Source organism: Devosia sp. Root105 (assembly GCF_001424865.1).
In the GTDB taxonomy this organism is placed as follows: Bacteria; Pseudomonadota; Alphaproteobacteria; order Rhizobiales; family Devosiaceae; genus Devosia_A.
Window position 1 is genome coordinate 197,818 of record NZ_LMCR01000018.1, and the last position, 24,473, is coordinate 222,290.

The window sequence follows — 24,473 nt, forward strand, 5'->3', positions numbered from 1 at the left end:
CGATGGCAGCAGAGCTAATGCCGGACGAGGCATCGCGCGCGACCGCGCGCGGCTGGTATGCCGTCACCATCCTTTGCCTCGCGCTGCTGGTGTCGTTCACCGATCGGCTGGTGATCAACCTGGTCGTCGATCCGATCCGCGCCGAGCTCGGCCTCACGGACTTCCAGATCAGCCTGCTGCATGGCGCCGGCTTTGCCGTGATCTTTGCACTGGCGGGCCTCCCCAGTGGCCGGCTCGCCGATCGGGTCAACCGGCGCAACGTCATCGTCGCGGGGATCTCGCTGTGGTCGGCGGCGACGATCTGCTGCGGGCTGGCCGGCGATTTCTGGAGCTTCTTCATCGCGCGCGTCGGGGTGGGCCTCGGCGAAGCGGCGCTGATCCCGGCGGCCTCGTCGCTGATCATCGACTGCTTTTCCGCCCGTCGGCGCGGTACGGCACTCGGCATCTTCGCGCTCGGAGCGACTTTCGGCACGGGAACCGCGCTCTTTGTCGGCGGCCTGGTGCTGGGCTGGAGCGCTGCCGGCTGGTTCGACGGCATCCCACTGATCGGGCCGCTCGAGGCGTGGCGGCAACTTTTCGTTCTGGTGGGCATCCCGGGCTTCGCGCTGGTACCGCTACTGCTGCTGATCCGCGAACCGCAACGCGGGCACAGCTCCGGGCTGATGCCCTTGTCCGGGGTAATACGGCAACTGCTGGCCGACAACGGCGCCGTGCTGCGCGTCTGCCTCGTCAAGGGCGCGCTCGGGATCGGCGACTATGCGCTGATCTCGTGGCTGCCGACGCTGCTGCAGCGTTCACACGGGATGACGGCGCTTGAGGCCGGCGGCCTCGTGGCGCTGTCGATCACGACGAGTGGCGTCATCGCCTCGGTGGGAGGTGGCGCCCTGTCCGATCTCGTCGTCCGGCGCTGGGGCGTACCGACGCGGATCGTCCTGCTGCTCGGCTGCTACACCTTAACCATCGCCGGAGCTTCGGCGACGTTCTTTGCTGCTACCGGCCCACAGTCAGCGCTGGCCTTCGCCGTCTGGGCTTTAGGGTCAATAGGCGGCTATGTGATCGGGCACGTCGTCATGCAGGAAAGTGTGCCGAATGAAATGCGTGCGACGACGATTGCGCTTTCGCTGACTATATCCGCGCTGCTTGGCATTGGGCTCGGGCCCTCGCTGGTGCCGCTGGTGGCCGAGCATGTCTTTGGCGAGGGCGGTCTGCAACCGGCCATGGCGACGGTGGCTTTGGTGGCGGCGCTGCTCGCCTTTGCGGTCATCTGGCCGCCTATCCGGAAAGGGCTGGTAGCACTGAGGCAGCAACCGACCAGCGCCCTCTCCTAGCGCTGCGAGATCGTCGCGCTGCCGCGCGACTCGATGAGGGCGCGAGCCTGCCGCAGGTCGCCAGTCGAGAACCCCTCAGTGAAGCGGCCGAAGCATAATGCAAGGGCATCCTCGGCCGCCGCGTTCCCACCATGGTGGCGCCAGAGCTTGACCAAGCTCATTGCCGAGCGCAGCTCCCAGGCGAGCGCATGTTCACGACGAGCCAACTCGATCGATTCCTTGTAGCACCCGATCGCGTTTTCCCATTGCTCGGGCGCCTGGAAGCGGATGACGTTGCCTTTGATCCGCGTGATTTCCGGAATGCCTACGACCTGTCCAGTACTCCTTGCTAGCGCAATTGCCTCGTCAATGGTCGAGAGCCCGCTTTCGAGATCACCTTGCCGTGCCAACGCCTCGCCGTACTGGGTGAGGTAATTGGGTAAGCGAATCCGAAAGCCGCCATCGCGGACTTCGGCTAGCGCTTCGCGAAGGGCGTGCAGGTCGACAGACTGGCGGGTATAGAGCGCGAGGCGTGATCGGGGGCCAACCGTCATGGCCCGCCAGATCGTGAGCCCATGCCTGGTCGCGTGCTCGGTGGCGCGGTCGAGGTGGCGATAGGCGGCGTTGTAGTCCCTCACATACATGGCGATGATCACCGACCCGTGCAGCAAGGCCGAACACAGCGACACCGCATAATTCGATGCCTCGGCTTCCTCAAGCTGGCGCTGCGCCGCCTCGAGAGCCTGATCGGCAAAGCCCTGCAACCATAAAACTGTGGCCAACGAGCCGCGCGCTGTCAGCCGCTGGTCAAAGTCGAAGCGCGCGGCATCGGGCCGTATGTCAGATACGACGGGCTTGTGAACGATTTTCTCCAGGCGCTGCCGCGCCTGTTCGAGGGCGCCCATCCAAGACAGTGCCGAACCTGTCTGGGCGTCGGCGTCACCGAAAGCGGCCTTATGCCCCTGGCCTTCAAGTGCACCAATCCGTTCGGCCAACGCGATGGCCGAACGGGAATCGCCGGTCCAGAGTTCGTACTCGGAGAGCCCTCGCAGGCATTCGAGCGTCAATTCAATGTCTCCCAGCTCTTCGGCAATGCCGAGCGCTTTGTTGAGCGCCTCTTTCACCCTCAACAATGGTCCGCGCGAGTGCAGCAGCGTCGCGCCCAGCGTCAGGTTGAGCAGCAGCTCGTCGCGCGCGCTGCGATAGGGTGCCAGCCGCGGCTCGAGCGCGCGCTCGACGGCGATGCGGATTTCCTCAATCAGCGACAGCTGCTTGCCGAACGGGATCGCCGCAACGGTCAGCCGCACGCCCAGGCTGCGGGTCGTCGAGCTGTCAAAGGTCCAGCGCAAGGCGGCGCGGATATCGTCCACCTTGCCGGCATAACGGGTGAGCCAATCGGTGCGCGACAGCCGCTCGATATCGGCCTCGGCGGCGCTGAGCAGAACGATGCAGTGTTCGGCGAGGCAGCGGCGCACCACGTCGATCTCGCCGCTCTCGGCGAGCTTTTCGAGCGCATAGGCGCGGGTGGAATCGAGCTGGCGATATGCGATGGCGCTGTCATGCACCTCGGCCGTCACCAGCGACTTGGCGACGAGTCGGCCAAGATCGCGCGTCACCACCGGCCGGTCGACGTCGATGGCGATGCCGCAGGCGGAATTGAGGCTGAAGCTGGCTTGAAACACCGATAGTCGGCGCATCAGCTTTTGCTCGGAAGCCGAGAGCAGGTGATAGCTCCAGTCGATGGTGGCGAGTAGGGTGCGATGCCGTTCGGGGCCGCCGCGCCGCCCCTCCAGCAAGCTGAACCGATCTTCAAGCGCCTGCAGCACGCCGGTGACGCCGAGCGCCTCGACATGCGGCGCGGCGAGTTCGATGGCGAGGGCGAGGCCATCGAGCCGGCGGCAGATTTCGGCGGCGATGGGCGCGTCGGTGTCGGTGAGTGCAAAGGCTTCGTTGCCATCGACGGCGCGATCGACGAACAGCTGGATGGCCGGAAAGTCCAGCGCCTCGGCGGCGGTGAGCGGCGCCGCGGTGGGAGCAGCGAGGCCGGGCAGACGGCGCACCCGCTCACCCTGGACGCGCAAGGGCTCGCGGCTGGTGGCGAGAATGGCAGTACCGACGCTTTCAGCGAGGATGCGATCGGCCACGGCCGCAACGCCATCGACGAGGTGTTCGCAGCTGTCGAGCAGCAGCAGCAGGTCGCGCTCGCGCAGATATTGGCACAAGGCTTCGAGCATGTTGGCCGAGTGGGCGCTCAATCCGATGGCGGTGGCGATGGCATTGGGGATGAGCAGCGGGTCGACCAGCGGCGACAGATCAACCAGCCAGACACCGTCACGGTGCCGCGCCAGCTCGCCTTCCCCCACGGCCAGCGCCACCGTGGTTTTGCCGATGCCACCGGGGCCGACCAGCGACACCAGGCGCGCCTCGGCGAGATCGCGATGCGTCGCCTCGATCACCGCGTGGCGCCCGACGATGCGGGTGGTGGGGGTCGGCAGGTTGCTCGTCCGCGTGACGGCGCCGGGCAGCGCGCCGGCATCGGAGGCTGCCTCGGAAACGACGGCAGCGACGAAGCGGTAGCCGCGGCCGATGACGGTGGCGACGTATTGGGCTCCGTCCGGCGCATCGCCCAGGGCGCGGCGCAGCGCGTTCATGTTGACCTTGAGGTTGCTCTCCTCGACGAACAGTGTCGGCCAGACCAGCGCCATCAGCTCGCGCTTGCCGACCACCTCATCGGAGCGCGCGACCAGCACAGCGAGAATATCGAAGGCGCGGCTGCCGATCCGTACCGGCACCCCGTCGCGCAGCAGCAGGCGCCGCTGCGGCAGCAGCCGAAACGGTCCGAACCTGTAAGTCCGGTCAGCCTTGCCTCGTGGACTATCGCCCATCGCGTACCCTTGCCCCCCAGGCGCCACCCCCGGGCGAACCTGCGTTCGGCGCCGAATTAACCGCGCTTAACTCGCCCACGCGGGGGACATGAGCAAAGTTGCGGCGTTCGTTCAAGCGAGGCGGATCGCGTGCCCATGACATCGTCCCCTGAGACCGCAGCGCCGCCGCCGGGCAGCAACAGGCTCACCGGCATGGCGAGTTGGACGGGGCTGCAGGTCGAGCATCGGCAGATCGGGCCGGGGTCCCATCGCTGCGATCGGCCCGAAATGACCGAACTCGCCTATATCCTTTCGGGCCGCTCGCGCATCCGGCGGCACGCCGATGGGCCGTTGCAGGAAGGGCTGGCGCTGCCCGGCACCAGCTGGTTGACGCCCTCGGGCACCGCGGAAAAGCTGCTCGAATTCGATGGCGAGGTCGAATGCCTGATCCTCTACCTGCCGGCAAAGCTGCTCGAGGATAGCGCGCTGCGTGACCACGACATCGATCCGGGCCAGGCGGAGATCGCCTATGCCGGCGGCTTTGCCGACCCGACGCTGTCGCAGATCGGCCTTGCCCTCCGCGACCTGATCGAGCGGCCAAGCCAGCCGGTCGATCGGCTGTTCGCCGATGGCTTGCGCACCGCGCTCGCCGCCCACCTCGTCGGCAACTACCGGGCCGATCGCTGGCAGCCGGCGGAGCGCCAGCCGGCGCTCGAGCCGCGGCGGTTGAGGCGCGTGCTCGACTATATCGAGGCGCGGCTCAGCGAGGCCATTTCGCTCGACGACCTGGCGGGCGAAGCCTGCCTCAGCCCGTTCCACTTCGCCCGGCTGTTCCGCCAGGCCACGGGCCTGGCGCCGCACCAATACCTGACCGAGCGGCGCATCCGCGGCGCCCAGCAGCTGATCGTCGGCGGCGGCACTTCGCTGGCCGAAGTTGCGCTCGACAGCGGCTTTGGCTCACAGGCCAGTTTCTGCCGGGCGTTTCGCAAGGCAACCGGCGTCAGCCCCACCGCCTATCGCGACCTCCACCGCAGCCGGCCGGTGCTGGAGAGCTGAACGGCAATTTCGGTCAATAGCTCGGCAAGAACCGGAAATATCGAAGGACAGGTCTCTGCTCAGCTGAGGGTGTCGCAGCAAGCGGCAAATCGAAGCCAGGGAGAGTTTCCATGTCGATCAAGACTGCCGTCGCCGCCGCTGCGTTTGGCGCCGCCATCATGGTGCCTGCCGTACACGCGGCTGATAATCTCAGCGTCGTGCTGGTGCACGGCGCCTGGGCCAACGGTTCCAGCTGGTCCGAGCTGGTGCCGCTGCTGCAACAGCGCGGCCTCCACGTTATCGCCGTGCACAACCCTGCCTCCTCGTTCGAGGCCGATGTCGCCGCCACCCGGCGGGTCATCGACGATCAGCCGGGCGAGGTGATCCTTGTCGGCCATTCCTATGGCGGCGCGGTCATCACCGAGGCGGGCAACAGCGACAAGGTGGTCGGGCTGGTCTATGTCGCCGCCTTCGCGCCCGAGGTCGGCCAATCGGTCAACGCCATCGTCAGCGCGGCGCCCGAGCCGCCGCCGTGGCAGGGCGAGATCCATGCCGACGCGCAGGGCTGGCTCACCTGGTCGGCCGCCGGCATGGCCAAGTATTTCGCGCCCGACATCGCCCCCGAAGCCGCGGCGCTGCTCGCCGCTACCCAGGCGCCGCTGTTCTCGGGTGCCTTCGACGGACAGGTGACCGCCGCCGCGTTCAGCAGCAAGCCCAGTTGGTACGTGATCGCCGACAACGACCAGATCATCCCGCCCGGGCTGCAGCAGATGTTCGCCGACACCATGAAGGCGACGAGTGTGCATGTGGCGTCGAGCCATGTGCCGATGCTGTCTCACCCGCAGGTGGTGGCAGACGCCATCCTCGCGGCGGTGGCTGGCGCCCAGTAGCGCGCGGCGCCCCGGCCGGCGACATCGCCTCCCCCCGGTATCGCCGGCCATCCTCCACCAAGTCAGGAGCACCAAAGTGTCCGTCATCGATGACGCCGGCCCCGCCATCGCGGTGGCTGCACCCCCTGCCCGCCGCCGGCTGAGCTTGCTGGCGCTGGCGCTCGGCACGTTCTCAATCGGCACCACCGAGTTCGCCAGCATGGGAATGATCCAGCTGTTCTCGGCCGAACTCGGCATCGACATTCCGTTGGCCACTCACGCCATCACTGCCTATGCGGTGGGCGTGGTGATCGGTGCGCCGGCTTTGACGCTGGTGGCAGCCCGTCTCAATCGGCGCACCCTGCTTCTGGCGCTGATCTGCATCTTCGTCATCGGCAACGTGCTCTCGGCAATCGCGAGCAACCTCGAGCTGTTCATCGCCGCCCGCTTCATCACCGGCTTGCCGCAAGGCGCCTATTTCGGCGCCGGGGCGCTTGTCGCCTCCCATGTGGTAGGCGCCGGCCATGCCGGGCGAGCCTTTGCCATCGTCATGGCTGGGTTGACCGTCGCCACCATTTTCGGTTCGCCGATTGCGACCTTTCTCGGCCAGAGCATCGGTTGGCGGCAGACCTATCTCGCCATCGCCGCCCTGGGCGGCGTGTCGCTCCTGTCGCTGTGGCTGCACGTGCCGCGCAGCGCGGCGCTCAACGGCGCTTCGGTGGTGCACGAGCTGCATGGGCTGGCAAAGCCCAAGGTGTGGTTGATGATGGGGGTGGCGGCGCTCGGCATTTCCAGCATTTTTGCCGTCTATACCTTCATCGGTCCGTTCGTCACCGACCTGTTGCTGCTGTCGCCGCAGACCATCCCGCTGGCACTGGGGTTGTTCGGCATCGGCATGATGCTGGGCAACCTTTATGGCGGGCGCCTGGCCGATCGCTACCCCGATCGCGGTATCGTCGCCGGCTACGGCGTCACCCTCGCCGTCCTGGTCGCCATGGGAGTTTTCGGCGGCACCGCCTGGGTGCTGTTCGCTGGCCTGTTCGGCGTCGGCGCGGCGATGATGGCCGCCATCCCGACCATCCAGGTCCGCCTCGTCGCCCTCGCACCGGAATCGCCGACGCTGATGGGCGCGATGAACCTCGCTTCGCTCAACGTGGCCAATGCCCTGGGCGCCTGGGCTGGCGGCATGACCATCGGAGCCGGCTTTGGCCTCTTGTCCACCATCTGGGCCGGCTTCGCCCTCACCGTCACGGGGCTGCTGCTGTTCATCGCGACCATGGTTCGACGAGCCCCACACACCCGACGCCAGTCTCGACTGGGCTAGCGCGCTGAGCCGCGCCTCCGGGATAGCTGATCTCGCCTTCCTTGGGTCTGCCGCCCGAGGTGCATGCCTCGGTCGCAGCCAGCATTTCCTCCAGATGTCCGGGCATGGGGTGGCAGCCGCCATCAGCTACCGTAGCAGCTGCCACCCCGGGCGCGAAAACTGCCGGTCCGCTGCTCGGCCCAAAATCCGCCGTTGCCGCTCGCTTCGAGACGAACTGCTCGTGGCGCATTGCAACCTGCTTCCGAGGACTGCTCCTGGCCCAAAGTGGACGTCATCGTCGCGAGGTGCTCGGCTTGAAAGTGGCGGGCGGTCTGGGAGTCACTGGCGCGACCTGGCATAGGTCGATCGAAGTTTGGTGGCTTCGAACACGTAGTAGCCCCCGATCTCGCTGACCCGACAGCCGCCGAAGATCGCGCCGAGCTTGTTGCGGTACCAGTCGCGTCTCTTCGTGACCATCCACATCGTCCCACCCAGGACCAAGCGGTTGAAGCCCTTCTCGATGAAGTGTTTCGGAACGGAGAAATCGACATGGTAGGGCGGGTTCGAGATGATCTTGGTGAACCCGCTCTCCCGCGTGCCCCTTAAGCCATCTGACAACCCCACCGTCACATTGGGTACGCCATTGGCATCCGCGTTGCGGCGGGCGATCGCCACAGCGGTCGGATCGTTGTCGACCATGAGCACTTGCGCGGGCGAAACGTGGTGGGCCGCCAGGATGCCCACGAGGCCATAGCCGCACCCGAGGTCGAGAACCTTGTCTTTAGGATCGAACGTGATCAGCGAGAGCATCGCCAGTGTACCAGCATCCGCCCATTGCGGAGAAAAGAGGCCAGGTTCCGTCTGCAGTCGCAGCGTCACCGCGCCGATAGTCACTACCAACATCGTCATCCCCTCAAATGGTTTTTGAGTGGGACCAGTGTTTCCGAGGGGAGGCTGTCGGTTCGCGGCCGCGGCTCGCCGCGCCGCCTACAGCGGAACGCAGCGAGGTCGCGGCATTCACGACCCGCCCGCTTGGGGCGTGGCGTGAAAATGCGCTAACGCAGACGCTTGGCCCAAGCCAAGAGAGAGCTCAGCACCTTGCCGAATACCGATCCGTGATCGATGGCAAAGCCCGCGGTTATTGCGATTGAAGCGGCGAGTCCAACCCAGAGAACGATCTGATCCATAGCGGCCTCCGTGCCGAATCCAGGGCGAGCAAAAGCGCTCGCTCGCCTGGCGGCGGAGGGGTGGCTGGGATCAGTAGGCTCTCATTGAGTGCTCCGGATGCGAAGAATTCGCGACGGCAAGATGCTCCGGGCTGAGCCCTGAATCAAGAACGCACGCGACGCTATGCGAGACAGACCCCGCGGGTGGCATGGAGAAACCAAAGGTGTGCTGAACCGGCACTGCAGCCGTTGAGGGCTGGACCTCCGCATGGCGCGAAGCGGTCCTCGGCCGATGTCCGCTTCTGGCCCGAAGCGGACGGTCGACGTTGGCAGCACCAAGATGACTAGAGGTTGTCCTCAACGGGCGTAGCGCGGTCGATTGAGGCGAGGAATGTGCCAATCTCCGCCCGCGACTTCAGCCGGTAAACCTGCTTCGATGCCGCCATGTCACCAACGAGCTGCCTGTACCGCGGCGTCAACGCACGATGGCACCGCAACAGCACGCCATAGCTGCTCATCGTGCTGCGCCACAACGGACTGTTCTGCGGCCACCCCTCCGGCGCGACATAGGGTCCCTTGATCAGGCGCTTGGTCACCCACCAGTAATGCGTGACGAGGGGCAGATCGATGTGGATGAGCGTATCGGCTACGGCGAACCGCTCCCAGGCGGTCTCGACACTGCCGAAGCCATCGATGATCCAGGTATCTCGACGCAGCAACTCAGCGTGTGCCTTGAGGAACGCCTCGTGCGGGACTGCAACACCGCCGGCCCCGTATTGCATCTTATCCAATACGTGCAGCGGTAACCGCGTGATCTCGGCCAGGCGTTTGGCGAGCGTAGACTTTCCCCCACCTGCATTCCCGAATATCGCAACTCTTTTCATGGCTGCCCCGGCCGCACGTCTCCAACGACCATAGTGCGACCGGTAGGAAGCGGGAAGGCGCAGCCCAATGGCCGCCTCTGGCGCGAAGCGGACGCTCGCAGCAAAACCCGGCGGGCCAACGGTGCTGGGGATATCCGCATCTATGGGGACAACCGCAACATCGCGTGGCGACTGAGAGAACATCTGAGACGCATCCCAACGTTCACCAGCGGAGGCAGTGAATGACTGGTTCCGACCCCGGCGAACAGTATGGCGTCCGCCGTCGCCGCTGTTCAGGTCACTTGTACTGACACCTTCGGCTGGACCCGCGGAGCCAGCAGCAGCACGCCGATCGCGAACGGAATAAGACAGGCGAGCGCTGTGCGCAGGCCCACAAGGCCGGCGATGAAGCCGACGACCGGCGGGCCGATGACGTAGCCGGAAAAGCAGATCAACGACAGCGCGGCGATGTTCATCGCCGAGGAACGGCCGGGCTGCCGCGCTGCCGCCGTCACCGAGATCGGGAAGATCAGGGACGCAGCGAATCCCATCAGCGCAAAGCCCAGCAGCGCCGTCCAGACGTTTGGCGCCGCCCAGATCACCGTCAGCCCCAACAGGCCGGAAACCCCGCAGCACCGTGCGAGAAAGACCGGCCCGAGACGATCGATCAGCCGGTCGCCTGTCAGCCGTGTGCCGGCCATGATCGCCGCGAAGATGCCAAACCCTGCGCCGGTAAGCGCCGCCTGCGCCCCATGTTCGGTCCTCAGATAGACCGCCGCCCAGTCCGCCATCGCCCCTTCGAGCACGCAGGCACAGAACGGCAACAGGCAAAGCAGCAGCAGTGGCAGGTCCGGCAGGGTGAGCGCCGGTCCCGGCGCCGACGAGATCGGGGTGCGAGCCAGCTGGCCTGTCGACAAATAGGCCACCGCCATCAGCACGGGCGCAGCGACGGTGAGCGTGACATTTGCCTCGAGGTGAAACGACAGCGCGAGGCTGCCCAGAGCCGCGCCGGCGAGGTTGCCGACGCTCCATAGCCCGTGGCAGCTCGACATGATGCGCTTGCCAAGCCGCGTCTCGACGGCATCCGCCGTCGCGTTCATCGCGACTTCGACCCCGGCGATGCCGGAGCCGTAAAAGAACAATGCGACGGCGAAGCTCGGCAGATCCCACGCCAGCCCAGGCAGGATGGACGTGAGCGCCAGCCAGGCGAAGGTCAGGCGGATTGCGGCGCGTTCGGACATGCGTGAGGTGACTAAAGTGCCCACCAGCGGCAGCGACGCCATAATGCCCAGCGGCAAGGCTGCCAGCGCCAGCCCCAGCTGGCCGATATCCAGTCCCAGCTGCGCCTGGATATCTGGCAGGTGCGGCAGCCACTTGGCGATGATTAGTCCGTCCAGAAAGAAGATCAGTCGAATAGCGGCGATCGGCGACATTGCGAACCTCATCTACTGACCAGACGGGGAACCTGGGGCGGGGTGATTTGCGCTTGTCGTCCACCAGGCGGTGGCGGAGCTTTCGGAGCGTTGCACAACATTGTTGGGCCAATATTTGAATGGTCGTCGGAGCTGTGCTGCCGGCGCTCTGTTTTTTCCCGCGCACGCTGGTCTGGCGAGAAGCGAACAACTGCCCGTTCGCGAAGCGGCCCGCGGCGAGCGACCGCTCCTGGCGCTGCCGGTCCTCACCGGCCGCAAAAACTGTGGCCGATCGGCTCGGCAGGTGCGATACGCCGGAGGAGCGAGCTCGAGGCGGGGACCCCGCGTCCGGCTCCATACCGCGTTTGGGGAACGGCCATGTCGACGATCGATGAAACCAGGCTCGCGCTCAGCCGGCACCAGGTGCTGAAGGAGGCGATCGACCCGCGCCTGCCCGGGCTCTATCGCGGCAAGGTGCGCGACAATTACGATCTGCCGGATGGGCGGCGCATCCTCATCACCTCCGACCGCCTGTCGGCCTTCGACCGGGTGCTGTGCTGTGTCCCGTTCAAGGGCCAGGTGCTCAATGGCATTGCCCGCTGGGCCTTCACCGAGACCGCCGATATCTGCCCTAACCACGTGCTGGACTATCCCGATCCGAACATCGTCGTCGGCCGCCGCCTCGAGATCCTGCCGGTGGAGATCGTGGTGCGCGGCTACCTCGCCGGCACCACCAGCACCTCGATCCTGACCATGTACAAGGCTGGGCGCCGGCAGATGTACGGGCGGGTGTTCCCCGATGGCCTCGCCGACAACCAGGCGCTCGAGACGCCGATCATCACCCCCACCAGCAAGGCCGCCGACGGGGCGCATGACGAGCCGCTCACCGAAGCCGAGATCCTGGGGCGCGGCCTGCTGAGCACGGCGCAGTGGCAGGAAGTGAGCGAGACCGCGCTCGCCCTGTTCGCCCGCGGCCAGGCGCTCGCCGCCGAACGCGGGCTGATCCTCGCCGATACCAAATATGAGTTCGGGCTCGATGCCGAGGGCAGGCTTCGCCTCGCCGACGAGATCCACACCCCCGATTCCAGCCGCTACTGGCGCGCCGATACCTACGAGCAGCGCCTCGCCGCCGGGCAGCGTCCGCAGAGCTTCGACAAGGATGTGATCCGCGAATGGGTCGCGGCGCGATGCGATCCGTACCGCGATGAGGTCCCCGAAATCCCGGCGGAGCTGATCTGGAAAACGGCGCTGACCTATGTCGAAGCCTACCAGAGGATTACCGGCCAGCCGTTCGAGCCGCCGCCGCCCACCCCGCCGGTGCAGGAGCGCGTGCTGGCGGCCCTGGCGAGTTTTCATGGGGGCTGAGAGCCAGGCGCAGGGGAGCTCCCCTGCACTCAGCGGCACGCTCGAGCTATTGGCGGCATGCGCTTCGCCAGCGTCAAATTGCGGATCGACTATCGCGGAACGCGGGCGTATCAGGCGATATGACTTCGCCGCAGCCCGGCCCCGAGGCCCAGTCCTTGTCCGCAATCGCCATCAGCGTCGATGGACTGAGCGCCGCCTATGCGGGCAAGACCGTGCTCGACAACCTGACTTTGGAGATCCGGCGCGGCTCGAGCTTCGCCTTGCTGGGCCCCAATGGCGCCGGCAAGACCACCCTGCTCAATATCCTCAGCACGCTGCGCCGCCCCGACGGCGGCAGCGCGCGCGTCGCCGGGGCGGACGTGGTGCGCCAGCAGACCGAGGCGCGGCGCTCGCTCGGCGTGGTGTTCCAGGATTCGAGCCTCGATGATCGCCTGACCGCCTGGGAAAACCTCGAGTTCCACGGTCTCGTCTACGGCATGGCGCCCAAACGCCGGCGCGAGCGCAGCGCCGCCGTGCTGGCGCTGGTCGAGCTCGAGGACTGGCGCGACGAGATCGTCCGCAGCTTTTCGGGCGGCATGCGGCGCCGACTGGAGATCGCCCGCGCCCTGTTGCACGAGCCGCAGATCCTGTTCCTCGACGAGCCGACGGCGGGGCTCGACGCCCAGACCCGGGTGCGGATCTGGCGCTACCTCGATGAGTTGCGACGGGCCCGCGACCTGACCGTGCTGACCACCACGCACTATATCGAGGAGGTCGAGGGCGCCGATACGATCTGCATCATCGACCATGGCAAGATCATCGCCCAGGGTTCGCCCGAGGCGCTGAAGGCCCAGTACGGCAGTCGCTGGCTGCACCTCACCCCGCGCGACCAGGCAGCGCTCGAAGCGATCCAGGCAACGCGCCCCGATGCCCAGTTGCTCGGCGCGCACGGCCTTGCGCTCCCCGCCGATGATGGCGCCATGACCGATGCATTCCTCACCACGTTCCGCGATCGGCTGGTTGAGGTGCGGTTCCAGGATCCGACGCTCGAGAGCGTCTTCCTGTCGCTCACCGGCCGCCAGTTGCGCGATCGCGCCGACGACCAGCACAATGCCGACAAGGCCGCCGGCCGGCGCGGAGGGCGGCGATGAACCCGATCGTCATGGCGCTGCGTGGCCTCTATGGCGTCTGGCTGCGCGAAATCACCCGCGCCACGCGCGACCGGGCGCAGCTCATCGGCGGCATCAGCCGGCCGTTGATCTGGCTGCTGATCCTCGGCGTCGGGCTCAACCCCTATTTCCGCGGCGAGGTCTATGGCGAGGTCCGCTTCGTCATCCCCTACACTTACCTGCAGTTCCTGTTCCCGGCCGTCATCGTCCTCAACATCATGTACACCTCGATCCAGTTCGCGGTGTCGGTGATCTGGGATCGCGAATTCGGGTTCCTGCGCGAAGTGCTGGTGTCCCCCATGCCACGCTGGCTGATCCTGCTCGGCAAGGTGCTCGGCGGCGCCACCGTGGCAACGCTGCATGGCGCGCTGGTGCTGATCCTCGCCCGCTTCGCCGACGTTACCCTCAGCCTCGAACAGGTGGCGCTGGCCCTGCTGCTGATGTTCGTCCTGGCGTTCGGGCTCACCAGCTTCGGGGTGATCCTTGCGGCCCGGGTGCGTAGTTTCGAGGGGTTCGGCGTGTTCTCCAACACGGTGATCCTGCCGCTCTACTTCACCTCTTCGTCGATCTTTCCGCTCGATCCGGCGCTGACTCGGGCCCAGCAGGCGGTGACCTATCCCGAGTGGCTGGTGTTCCTGGTGCAGATCAACCCGATCACCTATGCCGTCGATGCGCTGCGCGGCGTGCTGATCAATTTCAACCAGTTCGCCCCCGCAATGGGTGTCGGGGTCATCGTCGCCATGGCCGTGGTGTTCTTTGTCGTCGCCACCATCGATTTCGCGCGGCAATGAAAGGCGGCAGAAATCGCTGGATCCAGCCTGCGATCAACCTGTTGATCGCGGTGGCGCTGCTGACGACGCTCAGCTTTTTGCCGCCCGATACCTCGCTCAGCGATCGGCAGAAGACCGGCGTCTTGAAACTCTGCGTGCCGCCGAGCTACCCGCCCCTCGTCACCGGCGATCCGCAGCAGCCCGGCTTTGACATTGAGCTCGGGGCAAAACTCGCCGCAGAGCTGGGGCTGCGGCTCGCCGTCAATACGCTGAGTTCGATCGGTACCGACTTCAATCCGCGCAACTGGTCGCTGACCCGAGGCCAGTGCGACATCATTGCCGGCGGCGTCGCCGACACGCTGCAGAGCCGCAGTTTCCTCCAGACCATCCCCACGCCGATCGAGACCGGCTGGGTGGGCGTATCCAAGAGCGGACAACTCCCCGCGGCCGGCGGCTCCGTCGTGGTACTGCCCGGCACCAGCGGGCTCGACCGGCTGAAACTGTCGGGCTGGCTCAGACAGCAATCGCTGCAGGTGATTCCCGCCCGTTCGCCGCAGCAATTCGCCGAAACCCTGGCGAGCGGGCGCGCCGCGGCCGGTATCACCGAGCGCTTTCTCACGGCTGGCATGGCATTGCCCGAGGGGGTCAGGGCGTTCTGGTTGGCCGAGGCGCAGTTCCCGCGCTTCCGCATGGCGTTCGGCCTGTGGAAGGGCGACCAGACGCTCAAGCGGGCCGTCGCCGCGGCGCTGCAGAGGCTCGAGGCCGCCGGCGACATGGCGGCGCTGGAAGCTCGTTATCATATTGAAACCATTGAAGAAGCGCCGTGAACGCACGGCGCCGGTTTTGGTTCCATCACTAAGTTTTGCTTCACTATGACGAAAGTCGCATGGGCGTGCGAACCGATTATGCATTTTGTGAGATTGAGAGATGGCCGCTGAAATGTCAGTTCCCATAGACGACGTGCCGAACGGAATCTTCCTCCCGGTCGGTGCGCCAGCCCATTCTCGGGAGACGAAGATGCCCCTAAAGATCACCCCCCTCGCGGTTGTCGCCTTGGCTGCCGCGTTGTCCGGTGGCGGTGCCCATGCCGCCGGTTTCACCGCCGAGCAGGCCACTGCCGGCGAAACTGCCTACAACGCCAACTGCGCCCAGTGTCACGGCAAGCAGCTCGAGGGTCCGGATGCTCCCGGTCTCGCGGGCTCGGACGTGATGCAGAACTGGGCCACGGCCGGCGGGTTGTACGACTTTATTCACGTTGCCATGCCGCCCTCGGCGCCGGGCCAGCTTGGCGATGAGACCTACCTCAACATCATTGCCTACATCATGAAGTTCAACGGCGCCCAGCCGGGGGACGAGCCGCTGACATCAGATGCCGACAAGCTCGCCGCCATTTCGCTGCCGGCCGAGACCCAGGCAGGCGCTGCCGCGGCGGCGCCCGCCGCAACGGCAACGCCCGACGCCACCACTGCTGCCGCTGCAACTGCCGTCCCGCAGGCTTTCACCTGGGGCAAGCAGCTGCCGGGTGGCCCTGCCCCCACCGATGCCGCGGCGCCCGCCGCTGCAACGACTCCCGCAGTTCCGCAGGCCTTCACCTGGGGCAAGACGCTCCCCACCGTCGCCGCGCCCGCTGCCAACTGAGTTATCTGGCGCACTGATGTGTGCCGCTTTTAGGAGGTCTCGATGAAAATCGAACTTTTGAAGTCCGTGTTGGTCGCCACGACCGCGCTGGCATTGTTTGCTGGCCCTGCCCTCGCACAGAACGCGGCTGCGCCCGCGGCGACCGCGCCCGCTGCGGCTGCACCCGCCGCCGATGCGGCGGCCACGCCCGCTCCGGAGCGGACCAAGAACTATGTCCCGGTCACGGCCGACATGCTGGCCAATCCGCCCAAGGAAGAGTGGTTGATGTTCCGCGGGAACTACAACAACCAGGGCTATAGCCAGCTCGACCTGATCAACAAGGATACGGTTGGCAAGCTGCAGCTCGCCTGGGCCTGGCCGATGGCCGAAGCCGGCATCCAGGAAACCGCGCCGCTGGTGCACGACGGCATCATGTTCCTGCAGACCAACAACAACATCGTCGAGGCGCTCGACGCCAAGACCGGTGACCTGGTCTGGCAGTATCGCCCGACGCTGGCCGAGCTGCCCAGCTCCTGGAGCTACCAGATCAACCAGGCGCGCCGGCAGAAGAACTCGATCGCCCTCTATGAGGACAAGATCATCCTCACCACCGTCGATGCACGCATCGTCGTGCTCAATGCCAAGGACGGCAAGCCGGTGTGGGAGAAGCAGGTCCTCGATACCCAGAAGGGCTACAGCTACACCGTTGGCCCGCTGATCGCCGACGGCAAGATCATCTCCGCCATTTCCGGCTGCTCGATCGCCGGCACCGCCGGCGGTTGCTTCATCATGGCGCACGACATCAACACCGGTGAAGAGCTCTGGCGCTTCAACACCATCGACGACCCGGAAAACCCCAAGCAGGGTGAAAGCTGGGGCGATGTGCCGCCGGAAAACCGCTGGGGCGGCACGCCCTGGACGACCGGCGCCTATGATCCGGCAACCAAGACCACGTTCTGGGGCATCGGTATGCCTGGCCCCTATTCCGAGCTGATCCGCGGCTCGGGCGAAGGCAGCGTGCTCTACACCAACTCGACGCTCGCCCTCGACGTCGAGACCGGCAAGCTCAAGTGGTACTACCAGCACCTGCCGCGCGATAACTGGGACCTCGACAGCCCGTTCGAACGCATCCTGGTCGACCAGGAAGTCGACGGCAAGACGCAGCACCTCCTGATCACCGCCGCCGGCAAGAACGGCATCGTCTTCGCCCTCGATCGCGATACCGGCAAGTACCTGTGGCACAAGGACACCGTGCAGCAGAACGTCGTGACCGGCGTCGATGCCGACGGCACCGTGCAGATCAACACCGACCTCATCTCCAAGGCGGTCGGCGAAGAGCACCTGGTCTGCGCCTCGGTTTCGGGTGGCAAGCTGTGGATGACCGGCTCGTACAGCCCGCTCACCCAGGCCTATTATGTGCCGCTGACCGAAGCCTGCAACACCGTGGCCCCGACCCAGGTCGAGTTCACCGCCGGCAACGCCGTCGGCGCCGTCAAGTTCGGGCCGCGCGTGCTGCCCGAAGGCATCACCGATGCGGGCCTGCTCGATGCGGTCGGCATCAACCCGACGCAGGGCGACCACAAGTGGCAGTATCGCAGCCGCCCGTCGATGACCTCGTCGGTGCTGGCCACGGCCGGCGGCCTGGTGTTCGGCGGCGACGCCGCCCGCAACATCAACGCCTGGGATCAGGAGACCGGCGAGGTCGTCTGGTCGCAGCGCCTGAACGCTCCGATCGGCGGCTACCCGTCGACCTACGAGATCGATGGCGAGCAGTACCTCGTGGTGCCGACCGGTTACTCGAACGCCGCCAGCTCGATCTCCTCGGCCTTCCCGGAGATCCCGCTGCCGACCGGCTCGGGCAACTCGATCTTCGTATTCAAGCTGCCCAAGTCCGGAAGCTGAATGATCTGATCGGAACGAATGGGAAAGGGGCCGCTGGCCCCTTTCCTTTTTAGATCACGGATGGGTTGAATCACTGCCACTGCCATCGCCCCACCCTCGATGTCATCCCTGCGAAAGCAGGGACCCAACTCACGGCCCGCGCAGGTGGATGGATGGGTCCCTGCTTTCGCAGGGATGACAGCCGGTGGATGGGTCGAAGCTCGAGCACACCCCCTTCTCCGGCGCAGTCCAAAAGTGAAACGACCTAGGAGACTATCATGCTGCTGAAACTGCTCGCCCCGGCGCTGCTGCTGCTCTCGACCGGCGCCGCCCTCGCCCAGACCTCGGGCGTGCCGCCGGAAGAGTTCGACAATACCCGCCGCCAGGCCGGCGACTCGATCCAGGTCTGTTTCGACCGCACCAGTCTAGGCCGCGCCTTCGACGAGGCGGTGGCCAAGGCGCTGGGTGATGCGCTGTTTCTCGAGGTGAAGGTGATGGAAGGCTTTGGCGGCTTTCCGCTCACCGGCGATGGCTTCATGGACGAGCTGAACCTCGCCATGAACAATGACTGTGACATGTTCATGGGGGTCTCGGTGTCGCCCAATACGCCCTTGTCTGACAGCTTCTCGATCACCCGCCCTTACGCCACCATCCCGTTTGTCCTCGCCGTCAAGAACCCCGACTGGCAGCGGCTCGGCGATATCCCCAAAGACCAGCGGCTCGGCACGGCAATCGCCAGCATGGGCGAGATGAACTACATCACCTGGGCGCAGCAGCGCAGCAAGGCCGACCGCTGGGTGCGGCTGCCCTATGCCGACCCGAACCTGATGGCGACCCGGGTGCTCGACGGCACCATTGCCGGGATGATCCTGTGGCAGCCGGTGCTGGCGCGCCTGCAACAGGAACGACCCGAGGCAGCCGCGCTCCGCGTCATCGCCAACGATCCCATCCCCGCTTCCGAGACCCATGTCGGCGCCCTGGTCTCGAGCCGCAACGGCTTTTTGAGGAGCCAGATCGACCAGGCCATCGACGCCCTCGTCGCCGACGGCACCATCGATGGCCTGCTCAAGCAGTTCGGCTACGCCGGGCGGGCTGGGGAGTAGACCCAAGCGCACCGGCCTCTCCGTAATCCTCCCCCGCGTGGCGTGGGAGGATTACCGCACCGCCGGTGCCCCCTACGCATTCCCCGTCAAACTCAGATACGGCAGCACCACCGCCCCAAGGCTCGGGATCAGCCCCGCCACCACTGCGGCCGTGACCGCCGCGAGGCCGAGCGACTGGTAGCGCGGCAGCCGGCGTCCCTGTTCCGGCCGCACAGCCTGCCAGATGGCTCCGGCGGCCAGCCCCGGGATCGGCAGGAGGTTCAGCAGCACCGATCCGGCCGTCACCAGCTGAAACTGGCCAATCACATAGAGCACCACATAGGCGCCGCTCTGTGGCAGCAGCAGCGCCAGCGGCCGCAGCAGGTCGGCCACCGGCACCAGCAGCGCCATGCCAATGAGCCCGCCCAGCACCACCACCGCGACGCCCCAGCCGCCCAGCCGGTTGCTCGCCACCTCATAGCGCAGCGGCCGCACCCAGCTCATCGCGAACAGCACGCCGACGGCCAGGCCCCACAGCGACAGCTGCGCGAACGGATTGGCTGACAACCGGCCATCGAATTGCGGCCGCCGATCGCCAAGCAGGCGCGCCAGGCCCGCCAGCAACAAGCCCTGCAGCCAGGCGTAGACCAGCACCGCGCCGATCCGCGATACGATGTCACTCATGCTCAGGTCGCGCAGCAGTGTCATGGCTCTCTCTATCGCACTTTTCCGCCCGACGGCCGGTCAACCGCTAACGGAAGCGCTTGTTCATGCCTTCTAGATCACCTCACCGATGAGTTGAACCACCTGTCGTGCCATCCCGCGATGACGGCCGGAGGGTCGTCGGGACGAACCGAGGTTGAGCCGTTCGAGGCTGAGTTTGCCTTCGACCTGCCGAAGGAGTAGTTGGCATGTGGTCGACCCGAGACGCCAGATGCAGGCTGATCAGCAAATCGTTGACGAGATCTACGAGGCGGCCGCCATCCCGGAGCTTTGGCCCGATGTTCTGGGCCATATGAGCCAGGTGGTCGGCGCCAGCGGATCCGGCCTGCTCGTCTTCGACCCCCAGCAGCGCATGCGGTTCACCGCGACCCCCAGCTACCTCCCGGTATTCGAGAGCTTTGCCTCGCGGGGAGATGCCGGCCGCTATGACAACCAACGCCCCAGGCGGGCCCTTGCGAACGGGCATGTCGGCTTCCAGCACGACCTCGAACTGTTCACCCAATCCGAGCTCGATACCGACCCGGTGTATCGCGACTTCATCTATCCGCACGCCATTCGCTGGACCGGCGGCACGCTCATCCCGGTGCCGACCGCCGACATCCTGGTTTTCGATTTTGCCAGACGAACCGAGCCGTTCGGACGCACCGACATGGAACGGCTGGACCTCTACCGTCCGCACCTGGCGCGTGCCGCCTTGCTGGCGCACCGGCTGAACCTCAAGGCGGCCCGGGCCGCCACCGACGCGCTTGACGCGCTGGGGCTCCCCGCCGCGGTGCTGCAGAGCGACCGCCGCGTCCTTTCGGCCAATGACTCGCTCAGAGCATTCGATTCACGCGTGACCATCGGCGCGTTCGATCGGCTGCATCTGGCGACGGCGCACGCCGACAGGCTGCTCGGCCGCGCGCTCGCCGAACTCGACCACGACAACGTTCGCTCCTTGCCGATGCCGGCGACCGAAGTCCACCCTGCCGTGGTCGCCCACCTGGTCCCGATCCGCCGCTCGGCCAACGATGTCTTTGCCCGCGGCGAAATGCTCCTGCTGTTCACCCAGGTGACCGCTCCAAATGCGCCGGTCACCGAGGTGCTGACGGGTCTGTTCGATCTGACGCCGGCCGAAGCGAGGGTGGCCAAGGCCATTTCGCTGGGCGGATCCGTCGAAACCATCGCCACGGCCAGCAACGTGTCGCGGGAGACCGTCCGCACCCAGCTCAAAGCGGTGATGATGAAAACCGGCACCGCCCGGCAAGCCGAACTCGCGGTCCTCCTCAGCGGCATCAGCCCGTTCAGCTGACGGGACACACCAAGGCCAGGCGGCCTCTCCGATGTGGTCGCCGCCCGGTTGCAGGGGCTGGTCATCACCCGGCCCGCGAAATGTGATGTCGTCCGCCCGATACCCTGCCGCCTCTCAGAGCGGTCGAAGGCCGCCCAACAGCACTGCGAGCTCGGCCTGGCGGCTCGTGCCGGTCTTCATCATCAGCGACTTGAGCTGGGTACGGATGGTCTCGCGAGAGATGCCGTGCGAAGCCGCGAGTTGCTCGACCGATCGGCCGACCGAGATGCCGCGGGCGACTTTCGCCTCGGCGGGCGTCAGGTCGAAGAGCCCGGTCAGCACTTCAGTGAGGGGCGCCGACGGGGCCGTCACCGGGGTGAGGAGCACCAGAACCTCGGCGCGGGCAAAAATGTCGCCGGCGGCGCGTCGGATCGGGACCACATGAGCGACGATGGCCGGCGCGTTTTCGGTCGCCGCCAGGGGGATCGATCGCACGCCGTTGAAGCTGGAGCTGGACAGTGCCGCAGCAAAGAGATCGTCGGCTGCCTTGGCCCGCAGGTAGATCCGGTCGAAAGCTCCGATCTTCACGCGCGGTGCGAGCGCCAGCAACGACTCGTTTGCTGCGAGGACCGCGCGATTTCGCCCGACCACAGCCGCCGGCAGCCCCAGGATGTCGAGGGCTTCGGTCGTCGCCCTGGCCTGCTGCATCCGCAGTCGATGCGCCAGCAGCGCGGCCCTTGCCAGATGCGGGCGGCATGAATCGAGCCGCTCCATCGCTGCGCGGGTGAAGGGGCCTCTGGTGGTGGATTTGGCCACGTCGTAAACAATCAGATCGCCACTCGGTACTGGGACGGCGGTACCTGCAGTCCAGCCGAATCCATACGGCCTGATAAACCGGATGTAGATGGGATCAGCATCGAGCTCGGTCTGTGAACAAACCTCGATGTCATGCGCAAATGCCATCGGCATGCGCTCGAGGCTTCTCTGCGGTCGGATATTGGGCAGGCTTGCGCCATTGGCGGCGTAGTCCGAAAACGCCGCCTCATAGCTCTTCGTGGTAACATAGCGCAGGCCTGTATCGTGGCCGAAGGCAATCAGCGATGCAGCGTCCCCGTCAGCGAGACTGCCGATCTGCTCCAGGATGCGCGGCCAGTATTCCGGAATGACCGCCGCCTCGTATATTCCCTCGACCAGCGTATCCATATCCATGGTGCTGCAATCACGACCGTTTCGTAAGTGCTAGACTTGCACCAACTGCCCTCGCGTTGCCATAGCAGAACGCGGGTTCGAGGAGTGTGTTCACGCTGCGAGGCAACGCCTCCGCACCAGCATGGACCAGCCCCTCACCCGAATGGGTGACGCCAATTGTTGAAAGACGGCGTCCCTTCCCCACCAGGCATGTCGCTCGGGGCTCGAGAACGCCTCGGCAGCCCGGTCCGCTTCAGGGAGGGAACCGATGAGAACATTCCTGCGACGCGCATTTGTCCTGCTGCTGCTCGCGCCATGGTTGGCCGTTGCCTCGCCGGCCCGCGCCGACGTGGCCTGCGTTCAGGAGCAGTTGACGCGACTGGGTTTTGATCCCGGTCCGGTCGATGGCGCGCTGGGAAAGCGGACGATCAACGCCGCGACGCTCTTCGCGCGGAACGCCGCGATGCCGCTCGACACGCTCACCACCGAGAATTCCGGTGAGTGGTGTTCGGCGGTGTCGGCTTTCGCCGCTACCCCTGCAGCGCAGAGCATCGTGACGCTGGACCTGTCGTCGGAGCCGGCCGGCATCCTCTCCGATCGTGATCAGCAGCGGCTCTGGGAAGCCTACACTACTGCTCCCGAGTGCTTTGAGCACCCGACCTACGGGGAGGGTACGCCCCTCGGCGTGCCGAAGCTGACCGCCGACCAGTTCGGCGCCGAAGCGTGGAAATCGCCCTACACTGCAGTGCGCGGCGCCGCCCAGTGCCAGAGCGGCCCGGGCAGCCTGGTCATTCCCCGTCCCATCGCGGTGGTGAAGCTCGATGAAGCCTATGGCGAGCGACAGCACGACATCGACATCGCCGCCACCTGGTTCAGGCGGCTGACCACCTACCTGCGTCTCACCGACGATCCGGTGGCGCGCACCCAGCTCAAGCAGGGCGTCATCGAATGGGCCCGCGCCGGTGCGCTCGGCAAAGGCATCCACGTCAGCTGGGGCGCGCAGCCCGTCGACTACCAGATGATGGCTGCGATCCTCTCCATTCTCAGCGCCACCGCGGAGGTGGCTGCCGATTTTTCCGCCGAGGAACGCACCGTCGTCGGCCCGTGGCTCAACCGCCTCGTGGCCGAAATGGGCGCCAGCCACTGGAAGGATCGCTCCGACAACAAGGCCTATATGCGGACCTATGCCGCTCTGATCTGGGGCCTGATGGTCGGGGATGATCGGCCGGTCCAGGCGGCGATCGACGAGTTCAAGCTGGCAATCCACGACATGCGCCCGGACGGCAGTTGGCCAATCGATACCCAGCGCGGCGGCATGGGCCTGCATTACAATTCGGGAAACACCGCCCATGTGGTGATGATCGGCACCGCCCTGAAGCTGGCTCGCGGCGTGGATCTCTTCGGCTACGAGGTCGATGGGCGATCGGCTCACACCGCCGTGGAGTTCGTCCTGCGCTCGATCAAGGATCCGGTTGCCACGAACCAGCAATACGCCATCCGTTGCCCCGACGGCGGCGACCGTTTCGGCAGCGTCGACAAGCCGAGCATGTCGTTCATAGGGGAAGCTGGCTACCTGACGGCCTACGCCAACCTGTTTCCTGAAAGAGACGCCTCTCGGTACATCCTCAACAGTCTGGCCGGCGAGGTCGACAATGACAGTGAAAAGTCCGGTGGCGTACCCGCCTGCCTCTATGCGCTCACCGGTGGAGTGGTGAACCTCGCGCCCTTGACCATGCCGGAGCCACCGCCACCGCTGCCGACCCCGGAACACAGCGTCCGCACACTCGAGGATATCGCGCACCAGGTGGGCAGGTCGGTAAACGTCAACTCATTGCTTAAATCGGAGATCGAGGGCGAAAAGGAGGGAGCGAACGAGCTGGATTTCAACGTGGTCGGCACGTTCAATTATGCGACCAGCAGCTTTTTCAGCTTCAGCCTGGTGATCAACGAGCCACTTGGCGACCGCAAGCCGGATGGCTTGAGCGCGTGCGGCGCGAAGACGCGCACCTACGAGGACAATCTCCACCGCGTCATCATCGACTTCGCGATCGATGGCACGCAGTACCGGGCCAAGCGCGCCGATTGCATCATCGCGGCCCTGCCCAAGCGCCCGGCGTTCGAGGCGCAGTTCCTGATCGACTCGTTTGCCGATATCGCCATCGGCCTGGTCGCCTCGGGCGACGTCGAGAACCTGCAGCACGAGGGGCTGCAAACGTTCTTCAAGCGCGTCGCCGCCGGGGAGATCGTCATCAGCCGATAGGCCATACTCCCGGCGAGGGCCCTGCCCTCGTCCGGCTGGGTAGAGGGTCGGGTGAGCCGCAGATCCAACCACAGCCTGAATTCTGCTTGGCGCTGCCGCAGGTGGGGTGAGAGGGAAAGCGGCCATCGGCGGCGCCCTCCGCCTGCCGGATGGCCAGCTGTGTGCCATGGCAGGGTACCTGGCCTTCACGATGATCCCCTGCCTGGAGCAGGAGAGTTCCAGGAAGACGTCGAGTTCACCGAAGCGCAGATCGCCTTTGTGCTCAAGCACGTCATTGGGGCAGAAATCGGTGAATGCGGCAGTCATCCGGATTGGGTAGGCTGACGCCCAACGAATGGGTTCACAATTCT

At 65.9% G+C, this 24,473-nt stretch carries 20 protein-coding genes; 13 read left to right on the plus strand and 7 right to left on the minus strand.

The window, feature by feature from the left end:
• Positions 1-2: 2 nt before the first annotated feature.
• Positions 3-1,328, plus strand: coding sequence for an MFS transporter (locus tag ASC68_RS21225; protein ID WP_197421336.1), 1,326 nt, complete (start codon positions 3-5; stop codon positions 1,326-1,328).
• Here ASC68_RS21225 and ASC68_RS21230 read toward each other — a convergent pair.
• On the minus strand, positions 1,325-4,192 hold the full coding sequence (locus tag ASC68_RS21230) for a winged helix-turn-helix domain-containing protein (RefSeq protein ID WP_055883737.1): 2,868 nt from the start codon (positions 4,190-4,192) through the stop codon (positions 1,325-1,327). The two genes, ASC68_RS21225 and ASC68_RS21230, sit on opposite strands and share 4 nt — an antisense overlap.
• Before the next feature lie 135 nt (positions 4,193-4,327).
• Here ASC68_RS21230 and ASC68_RS21235 point away from each other — a divergent pair, with 135 nt between their 5' ends.
• The 3 genes from ASC68_RS21235 to ASC68_RS21245 all read left to right on the plus strand — a co-directional run bounded on the left by ASC68_RS21235 (position 4,328) and on the right by ASC68_RS21245 (position 7,399).
• Complete coding sequence (locus tag ASC68_RS21235; RefSeq protein WP_055883740.1) at positions 4,328-5,227, plus strand: AraC family transcriptional regulator; 900 nt, start codon at positions 4,328-4,330, stop codon at positions 5,225-5,227.
• A 110-nt stretch (positions 5,228-5,337) separates the two neighbouring features.
• Positions 5,338-6,096, plus strand: coding sequence for an alpha/beta hydrolase (locus ASC68_RS21240; RefSeq protein ID WP_055883742.1), 759 nt, complete (start codon positions 5,338-5,340; stop codon positions 6,094-6,096).
• 85 nt (positions 6,097-6,181) lie between these two features.
• Positions 6,182-7,399, plus strand: coding sequence for an MFS transporter (locus ASC68_RS21245; RefSeq protein ID WP_244488522.1), 1,218 nt, complete (start codon positions 6,182-6,184; stop codon positions 7,397-7,399).
• A gap of 318 nt (positions 7,400-7,717) precedes the next feature.
• Here ASC68_RS21245 and ASC68_RS21250 read toward each other — a convergent pair whose 3' ends face one another.
• The 4 genes from ASC68_RS21250 to ASC68_RS21260 all read right to left on the minus strand — a co-directional run bounded on the left by ASC68_RS21250 (position 7,718) and on the right by ASC68_RS21260 (position 10,840).
• A complete protein-coding gene (locus ASC68_RS21250; RefSeq protein ID WP_156387403.1) occupies positions 7,718-8,281 on the minus strand; it encodes a methyltransferase in 564 nt (187 codons plus the stop codon).
• A 152-nt stretch (positions 8,282-8,433) separates the two neighbouring features.
• On the minus strand, positions 8,434-8,565 hold the full coding sequence (locus tag ASC68_RS29395) for a hypothetical protein (RefSeq protein ID WP_282569968.1): 132 nt from the start codon (positions 8,563-8,565) through the stop codon (positions 8,434-8,436).
• 323 nt (positions 8,566-8,888) lie between these two features.
• The gene (locus ASC68_RS21255; protein WP_055883747.1) at positions 8,889-9,428 is read right to left on the minus strand and encodes an adenylate kinase; all 540 of its coding nucleotides are present in this window, start codon (positions 9,426-9,428) and stop codon (positions 8,889-8,891) included.
• Between the two features lie 272 nt (positions 9,429-9,700).
• Entirely contained in the window at positions 9,701-10,840 is a 1,140-nt protein-coding gene (locus ASC68_RS21260) for an MFS transporter (protein ID WP_055883749.1), read from the minus strand.
• Positions 10,841-11,197: 357 nt separating this feature from the next.
• Between ASC68_RS21260 and ASC68_RS21265 the strand changes: the two genes are divergently transcribed.
• From ASC68_RS21265 to ASC68_RS21295, 7 genes are all read left to right on the plus strand, one after another.
• A complete protein-coding gene (locus ASC68_RS21265; protein WP_055883753.1) occupies positions 11,198-12,184 on the plus strand; it encodes a phosphoribosylaminoimidazolesuccinocarboxamide synthase in 987 nt (328 codons plus the stop codon).
• Positions 12,185-12,339: 155 nt separating this feature from the next.
• Positions 12,340-13,314 carry an ABC transporter ATP-binding protein gene (locus ASC68_RS21270; RefSeq protein ID WP_248310580.1) on the plus strand — a complete coding sequence of 325 codons (975 nt, stop codon included), beginning with the start codon at positions 12,340-12,342 and terminating at the stop codon, positions 13,312-13,314.
• Entirely contained in the window at positions 13,311-14,123 is an 813-nt protein-coding gene (locus tag ASC68_RS21275; protein WP_055883758.1) for an ABC transporter permease, read from the plus strand. The genes ASC68_RS21270 and ASC68_RS21275 overlap by 4 nt, the downstream gene beginning before the upstream one ends.
• On the plus strand, positions 14,120-14,929 hold the full coding sequence (locus tag ASC68_RS21280; RefSeq protein WP_055883762.1) for a transporter substrate-binding domain-containing protein: 810 nt from the start codon (positions 14,120-14,122) through the stop codon (positions 14,927-14,929). The genes ASC68_RS21275 and ASC68_RS21280 overlap by 4 nt, the downstream gene beginning before the upstream one ends.
• A 190-nt stretch (positions 14,930-15,119) precedes the next feature.
• Positions 15,120-15,740 (plus strand): cytochrome c, encoded by a 621-nt coding sequence (locus ASC68_RS21285; protein ID WP_055883765.1) that lies wholly within the window; start codon positions 15,120-15,122, stop codon positions 15,738-15,740.
• Between the two features lie 42 nt (positions 15,741-15,782).
• Positions 15,783-17,621, plus strand: a complete 1,839-nt coding sequence (locus ASC68_RS21290; protein WP_055883767.1) for a PQQ-binding-like beta-propeller repeat protein — start codon at positions 15,783-15,785, stop codon at positions 17,619-17,621.
• Positions 17,622-17,878: 257 nt separating this feature from the next.
• Positions 17,879-18,703 (plus strand): transporter substrate-binding domain-containing protein, encoded by an 825-nt coding sequence (locus ASC68_RS21295; protein WP_055883771.1) that lies wholly within the window; start codon positions 17,879-17,881, stop codon positions 18,701-18,703.
• Between the two features lie 72 nt (positions 18,704-18,775).
• Here the strand turns inward: ASC68_RS21295 and ASC68_RS21300 are convergent, their stop codons facing one another.
• A complete protein-coding gene (locus ASC68_RS21300; RefSeq protein ID WP_055883773.1) occupies positions 18,776-19,390 on the minus strand; it encodes a hypothetical protein in 615 nt (204 codons plus the stop codon).
• 226 nt (positions 19,391-19,616) lie between these two features.
• Here ASC68_RS21300 and ASC68_RS21305 point away from each other — a divergent pair, with 226 nt between their 5' ends.
• A complete protein-coding gene (locus ASC68_RS21305) occupies positions 19,617-20,696 on the plus strand; it encodes a helix-turn-helix transcriptional regulator (protein ID WP_055883777.1) in 1,080 nt (359 codons plus the stop codon).
• Between the two features lie 114 nt (positions 20,697-20,810).
• On the opposite strand, the gene ASC68_RS21310 is transcribed toward ASC68_RS21305, so the two are convergent.
• Complete coding sequence (locus tag ASC68_RS21310; protein ID WP_197421338.1) at positions 20,811-21,878, minus strand: helix-turn-helix transcriptional regulator; 1,068 nt, start codon at positions 21,876-21,878, stop codon at positions 20,811-20,813.
• A 253-nt stretch (positions 21,879-22,131) separates the two neighbouring features.
• Here ASC68_RS21310 and ASC68_RS21315 point away from each other — a divergent pair, with 253 nt between their 5' ends.
• Positions 22,132-24,123, plus strand: coding sequence for an alginate lyase family protein (locus ASC68_RS21315; RefSeq protein ID WP_055883783.1), 1,992 nt, complete (start codon positions 22,132-22,134; stop codon positions 24,121-24,123).
• Positions 24,124-24,473 lie beyond the last annotated feature (350 nt).